Origin of the sequence: Bacillus sp. JJ1127, from assembly GCF_036965845.1 — a bacterium.
Classification (GTDB): Bacteria; Bacillota; Bacilli; order Bacillales; family Bacillaceae_G; genus Bacillus_A.
On sequence record NZ_JBALQK010000219.1, the window covers coordinates 13082 to 20311 of the forward strand.

A 7230-nucleotide genomic window follows, 5' to 3' on the forward strand; every position below is an offset into this window, starting at 1 on the left:
TTGAACTGGTGTTGATTCTACCTGTGGTGTTGTAATTGGTTTGCTTTCAATTGGCTTCGATTGTGTTTTTGGTAATTCTGTATTTGGTGTTGAATTTTGCATAGCATCCACTGATTTTGTCTGACCCGTTGGTGTTGTAATTGATGCTACTGGTTTAGTTTCCGTCTTTAGATCTTTTTCTTTTTTATCCAAGTCCTCACTTGATTGCGCAACTGGTTTAACATCTGCCTTTACATCTTCTTCCTTATCTTTTAGTTCTGCTTGTTGTATTTCTGGATTATTATCTTGATGCTTTCCTCTTACTGCTAATTCTGGCTCTTCTTTAGCAGCGGCTACTTCATCCTTAACTTTTTCTTGCTCTTTATTACCTTTCTTATCGCGAACACCTAAATTTTCATCTTTTCTTAATTGATTAATATTCTGTTCTTTTTCTGCTTGCATTTGCTCTTTTTCCTTACGTTTACCTTCTGCTGCTTTTTCTTTTCTGTCTGCATAGTTTTCTTTCAGCTGTTTAAATTTACCATATCCTGACTTACCTATTTTCCCAGCCACAGCAGCACCGGCAGCTGTACCAGCAGTGGCTACTGCCACACTTCTTCCAACAGTCTTAGATCCACGTCTAACATCTCGATATTTTTGCCTAATATTACTCATTGCATCTGATGCACGTGCTGCTCCTGCACTGGCTGGTACTGTAGTAATTGCATCAAAGATTGTTTTGCGGTATAACCAAACTCCTAAAAACGAAAGAATTTGTAATGCGGCTACTACTAGATATCCATATTTATCGGTTGCGCTATATAGGATTGATGAAACCCAAAACATTAAAGTTAATAGGAAACCAATCGCAACTTTCATAAGTAATGTTCTAAACAGTTCAGCCAAGAATTTCTTCGCTGTCCCAGTCCACGCTGGTACTAAAGCCATCAATAACATTACTGGTGACATTAAAGCCACAATAATGAACATCAATTGATAGAATAGCATCGCCATACTACATAAGCATAAGACAACCCATAATGGTGCATTGATTAAGAAAAGTAGTAATACTAGAGCCCCGCGCTCAAAAGTAGCATCTATGGTTAATATCGTATTTTTCTTTTGCTCTACTTCCTCTTTTAATAGATCCTGTCTTTCCTCTGCTTTAGTAGTAGTTAGCATTTTTTTTATTCTTTCAGCACCGATTTTTTTCATATCCGTCGTTCCAAATTGTAATAAGGTATAAGGTTGTTTAATTAATAAAGTATGGGTTAAATCGGTAATGGAATCAACTCCGCTTGAGTAGCCTTCTTTAGTTCCAGCAATGCCCTGAGTAGCATCTAATACTGTCTTATTTGTTTGTTCAGAAAAATTGTTTAGTCCTTTAATGATAAAACTTGAGTTTGCAAAAAAACCTAATGTGAAAACTAGAATTCCTAGTGCTTTTAATAATCCACCTAACATTTCTGATTGACGTCTTTGTACAAATCCTACCCATATTACCCAACAAGCTAATAAAGCTAACATAAGGCCTATTAGCTCACTATAAATACCACCTGAACCCCAAGAACCATTAAATCCTGCTGCTTTAGAAATAACATCGCCTAATTTATCTCCTACATCAGCCACAATATTGAGACTCATAGATTGGCCGACCATACTTGTGACGAAAGTACTAATTCCAAGATTAATGGTCCATCCAATACTTATAAGACTAAATAATACAGCGACCATTTGTTCTTTTACTTTATCTCCCCATTTCCAAAACTTAAGGGATTCACCAAATCCACCTTCTGGTGTGTAAATATCAATCCCATAACTACTTGGAGGGTATTCCTCATATTTTAGTTTTTCCTTGCTCTTAGGGATAATATCGTCTAAAAGAGAAGGTCTGGGTTCTTCTTCTGCATAAACTGGGGCAGCTTTAAAAAGTAAGTTAAATGCTAAGAAAAATGTAAAAACCAATAACAACAGGGTAATAAACTTTTTCATTTCATGTTACTCCCCCTTTTAATGGGAAACCTCTTAATCTTTTGAACTAAACTCACTTGTCGGTTTAGTATTCGCTACTTCATCAATTTCGTTTCTGTTAGGAGCAGCATAACTACGTACTTTAAAACCATCATCAGTACGAACTACTCTCACCCATTTGACTGCCTTATCTATGTTTTTAGGGGGGGTTTTCGAGATAAAGTTATACATGATGGTATCTTTGTCTACAACATACTCTTTAACGGTATAATCTTTGTAAGATAAATTATTTTGTGGCCCTTGATTCGGATCTAGTATTTTATTCTTATCTCCATCAACAATAAGTTTTCGTATTGTCTTATTATCATGTTGTAAGTCGGCCTTTACAAAATCCAGCATCATTTCTCTTGGAGTGTGACCCTGCTTATCTTTTTCTTCCCCTACATTTTTTTCACTATTTCCACATGCTGCGCTCAAAATAAGAGCGCCAGCACATAGACCAGTAAGCATTAATTTTTTAAGTTTAGTTTTTACCATGTTAACTCACTCCTACATTTATTTTTTCTCCCCCTTCTTCGACAAAGGTTGCATTAACTTCCTGCTTTTCATCCTCTTTAGACTTTCTATAGTTCTTTCTTGCATTTGGTCTTGTATCAAATGCATCGTAGAGATCCTTGAAAACTACATCCATTGTGACAACACCAGTTCTTCCTTGGATGTCCTGGAATAAACATTGACCCGTCTCTAGATTTGTAATAATCGCATGGTTCTCTTCATTGTCAGGTAAGGAGAAAAAGTCTAAGATTGAAGAAATTTCTTTACTGTCTGTATTACGGAATGAGAACTTCATACCAATATTATTTTTAAATGTTTCATCTCCAAGGTCACTCGCACTTTGGGTAGCAAAGTAAACTGCAGAGTTTAAGGCACGCCCTTCACGAACTAGCTTACGAGCCAATTCCCTTCCTTGAGACGTTCCCATAATCGCCCATGCCTCATCCAGTAAAACAATTTTGAATTTAGTAGGGTCCTTTTGAAAGAATTTTCTGGCAAAGGAAGATAAAGACATCAACATACTAACTGATAAGTTCTCTTGTAACGTGTAATCTTTAGGGTCTTTACCAATATCCGGCATGTCAAGATGCTGAATTTGTATGATATTTACCGAGGTATCAAGTTCAATATCTCTATTTGTTCCATCACCAAATATTAAGTGTGCAAATGATAAATTTTCAAATGCTTGAATATGAGCAGCTAATTGTTGGTCCACTTTATCCTCACTATCTTCAAGATATTGAGATACAGCTGTCAAACACGGTTCTTCCATCCCTGCAACAAATTCTACTGCTGAAGCTAAGCGTGGGAACTTTTCTGAGTTATCAGGCTTAATTCCTGTAAGGAAAGTAAGAATCGTCATCGCTAACTCTATTGCATCTTTCCGACTATGTTTGTGAATGATAAATGGGTCCAGTTTCCCTTCATCTCGTTTATCAGTCCCCAGTGTAATGACATTTACTTTTCCTTCTAAACCGTGTAAATCTTCTGTCCAGTTCCCCCGCTCACCTTTTGGGTCGACTATTAGTGTTTGAGCCCCTCCAAGTACAGCAAGATAAACAATTAAGTTAGTACCAAATGATTTACCAGATCCAGTACTTCCCGTTACCGCAACTGAAAGTGCACTTGTTTTTTGATTTGCTACAGTATTCGTTGCTGCAAGAGAAGGGGTCATATAGACTGCTTTGTTTAGAATTCCAGTTGTTCCAATATAGAAACCTATGTTATCTCCTAAATCTTGCGTCGCACCAAACATGCCTGCTGCAAGTACTCCTGGTTCCATAAAGTGTACATAATCGTTTACCAATCTTCTAGAACCAGGAATATGTTCATTAAATAATAAGAATTGATCACCATAAGGCCTTACTAATTCAATCATCATCTCCCTATAAATTGAAATGAGCGCATTCGTATTCCGACGCATGGTATCTAAATCATCAGCGCAGATGCAAAATGAAACAGATGTTTTCACTAATGGCATACGTGTTTTTTGTATAAGTGCTTGTAGCTCCGTAGCTTCTTGAACACCTTCATATACGTTTAATCCGACAGTCTGTGCGTTTTCCCTAGCATGCATTTCTTGGTCTTCTAAATCCTTTTTCTTTTTATTTAATTTGGATAAAGCTTTACGATGATTTATGTTTTCTGTGCGAACACTTAATTCAATTGGAAAATCTATATTTTGAATCATATACATCCACTCTTGGTCTGGAAACTCCATTGTATATGGAATTTTTGATGCCGATAAAAAACTCATATATGCTGGATATTCTAATCCATCAGTACCTATCTGAGACATTTCAATATGTCTTCCTTTAACATCAAACTCTGCTTCAGATAAACGTAATAAGCTTTCTTGATTTGGTATTATAGCAGAGTCGTCATCCATTACTGGAGGTGTCCATCCGGCAGTAACTGGCGCCTCTAATGTACGATAGAAATTTCTTAATACTATCCATTGTGTTTCATTAGTTTCTAAGCTCCTAACACCAAGATGCTTTCTTATTTTGTTTCTAAAAGCACTAGCTTCCCTTTTAAACATCTCTAAATCAGTTTTTAGTATTTTGGTGTCACCAAGTAGTCCAAACTGTTCTGCAGTATTTTTAAAAGTGTTAAACGCAGTGTAAAGCATTTGTTTGAATCCTTCTTGTACGTGTCTTACTTTTAATTTCACACCGATAAAGTAACGGTACTCTACTGCATTCTTTCCAAATTTTCGTTCCAGCTCATGTACGACATCGTCAGTATGATCAATTGCAAGGTCTTTTAAATCCCCGCTAACTGTCTCTTTAAATTCATCGGCTTTTTCTTGGAAATTCTGATAAACAGGAATCATCAAGAGATGCTTTTCTTCATCATAATTCCAAAATAAACCTAGTTGGCGCATAAACAAGGTATTCTTATCATCATCTCCTCGAAATTCATAAGGAATTCCGTATGCCTCATAATACGCCCAGCAAGAACCATCTTGGTTAAAAATCAAATTATCATGAAAATATTTGACTGGAAATTCAACCTGATTCATTTGTACCTCCTTAGAGAAGAATACGAGACTAAAATAATTCTTCTATATAGATAAATTATTTACTTTTTCTTAATTGAATCATCCTTGAATCTTATTAAGGTTTTATATTGATAGCTTCCAATATTACCAGTTGTATCTTTATAACGACTAATCTTTTTACTTTCAAACATAAAAACGAAAAATCGAAATAAAAATTTATGTGGGCTTTTTCCATCCAATTCTACATTTCCAAAGAAGTATGCAATCCCACCAGGTAGTATAAGATATTTTAAGAAAATGTTATTTCCTAAGGGTATAATTTGATCTAGAATAAAAATCAAAATTATGGATCCAACAAAGAAGCCCAGCTGTCTATAAGGAACTGGGAAAGGGAGTGTTAAGTCCCTAATCCCATATAAACTCTTAGGAATATCCCATATTGAGTTGTATGTCCTAACTTCTTTACGAGTCGGTTTTTGAGTCATTTATACCAACCCCTTTAATATTTTCTGAGATTTTTTAAATTATCACTTGAATACTAAGTCATATAATTTTGTACCAAGATCTTTGAAAACATCTGGAGAAAATACAAATACGGACAAAAGTGCACAAACAAATATCCAACCAAGTAATCCTGCCATTTGTCGTTTAACTGCTAGAACAATAACTCCAATAAGTGCTACAACTAAAAAGATTGGACCTAACTGTGCTACTAACCAGTTTTTAATATTTACTCCGAAATTAATATTACCTAGAACTGCTGCATCTGTGAAAGCAGGCAAATGCTGCGACACTACATCTAATCCCAAAAGCTCCATAATTATTTACCCTCCACTTTCTCTAATTTATTTTCAAATTGCTTCATAGAGCTAATTGAAAACTTGTTCTCTTTATTTACTAGAATTAAGTCATATGTGTATGTGTACTCCAAGTTGCTTTCATTATCTTTTAATCTGACATCTACTAGGACTTTATAGCTTTTATCTTTATTTTCATAAATACGAATGTTTTCTAATTTACTAAAGGTCATTATGCCCTTCAATCCGCTAGATATATTACTCTTTTCAAAGTAATATGCAATTTCTTCGGGTGTTCCTTCTGTATAAACTTTAAAAACAGAATGTAAAAATTGTTCTACTTTCTTAACTTCTGCATCGTCATTAATTTGTTGCCCTTCTGGTTTAAAAGTAGCTACCTTATATGCAGCTTTAGCTTTCTCACCATGGACAATTGTAGGATTATTAGGAACTACCATTTTTCCTTTCTCCATTAAAATTGGGACTGAAAAGTAACGTGTAACCTCTTTAGGTTCCTTTGGCGTATCAGGAACTTGAACTGTTCCAGGAGCAGGATTATTAACCGGTTCCAATTTCTGAGTAATTTTTAACGTAACCTCACCCTCATTTCCTTTCTGACGAACTTCTATTGCTTCCGATTTAATCAATGTACTATTTGCGTTTTTTAGAGTATCTTTATTTAATCCACCCTGTTCATCAGATCCTTCAACGAGATATTTTTCTAACCGTTTTTTTCGCGCTTCTGCTACATTCATTTCAACTTTCCAGTTAAAATAGTCAGTTGCAAAACTGTTAGCATATGCAATTAATTCTGCTTCTGACATTTTAATTTGTAGTGGTTCTTCTGTTTTTTCTTGAACAGCTGCAGCTTTAGGAGGACCTGCAAGTTGGATATAAGAAAGTGAACTTCCCAAAAACATGAATCCCATTACAGACCAAAATGAAACTTTACCAATTTTCTTGCCTGTAATCGTCGGTACTTTTCCCCTTGTTTTTCGTACTTTCTTTTCTTTAAGGGCTTCTGAGTTTTCTTGTTGCATATCTAATATTTCGGTTGTTTTACTTTTTGCTTTTTTAAAAAATGTGAATTTTTTCTTTTCGGAATTCTTTTGTTGTTTCTTTTTTACCATGATTTCACCTCTCTTTTTAGATGAGTAGAAAACTATAAATCTTATGGTAGATACCATAAATGAACTATCTACTTTAAGTATGATTTACTTTTTCCGGAAATCTAAGAGAATATAAAAAAAATTTATATTTTTATCAAAGTTATGGTGATTCAGTAAAACCAAGGACGCAGCAAGTGTTTACTACATAAAAAAACCAATTCCATTAAAATGAAATTGGTTTATACACAGGAACTATACTCTATAATAAGTATTACTCTAATATTAAAATCTAATATAATATATATCTTTAAAATAT

The 7230-nt window shown here is 34.7% G+C and carries 6 protein-coding genes; all 6 read right to left on the bottom strand.

Annotated features, from left to right (window positions below):
• Positions 1 to 1971, bottom strand: a 1971-nt coding sequence (locus V7183_RS19845) for a CD3337/EF1877 family mobilome membrane protein (protein ID WP_335360582.1), incomplete at its 3' end; no start/stop codon positions are given.
• A gap of 33 nt (positions 1972 to 2004) precedes the next feature.
• Complete coding sequence (locus tag V7183_RS19850; RefSeq protein WP_335360583.1) at positions 2005 to 2487, bottom strand: hypothetical protein; 483 nt, start codon at positions 2485 to 2487, stop codon at positions 2005 to 2007.
• A gap of 1 nt (position 2488) precedes the next feature.
• On the bottom strand, positions 2489 to 5029 hold the full coding sequence (locus V7183_RS19855) for an ATP-binding protein (protein ID WP_335360584.1): 2541 nt from the start codon (positions 5027 to 5029) through the stop codon (positions 2489 to 2491).
• A 59-nt stretch (positions 5030 to 5088) separates the two neighbouring features.
• Entirely contained in the window at positions 5089 to 5493 is a 405-nt protein-coding gene (locus V7183_RS19860) for a TcpE family conjugal transfer membrane protein (RefSeq protein ID WP_335360585.1), read from the bottom strand.
• A 42-nt stretch (positions 5494 to 5535) separates the two neighbouring features.
• Entirely contained in the window at positions 5536 to 5826 is a 291-nt protein-coding gene (locus V7183_RS19865; protein WP_335360586.1) for a hypothetical protein, read from the bottom strand.
• A 2-nt stretch (positions 5827 to 5828) separates the two neighbouring features.
• Entirely contained in the window at positions 5829 to 6935 is a 1107-nt protein-coding gene (locus V7183_RS19870; RefSeq protein WP_335360587.1) for a conjugal transfer protein, read from the bottom strand.
• Positions 6936 to 7230 lie beyond the last annotated feature (295 nt).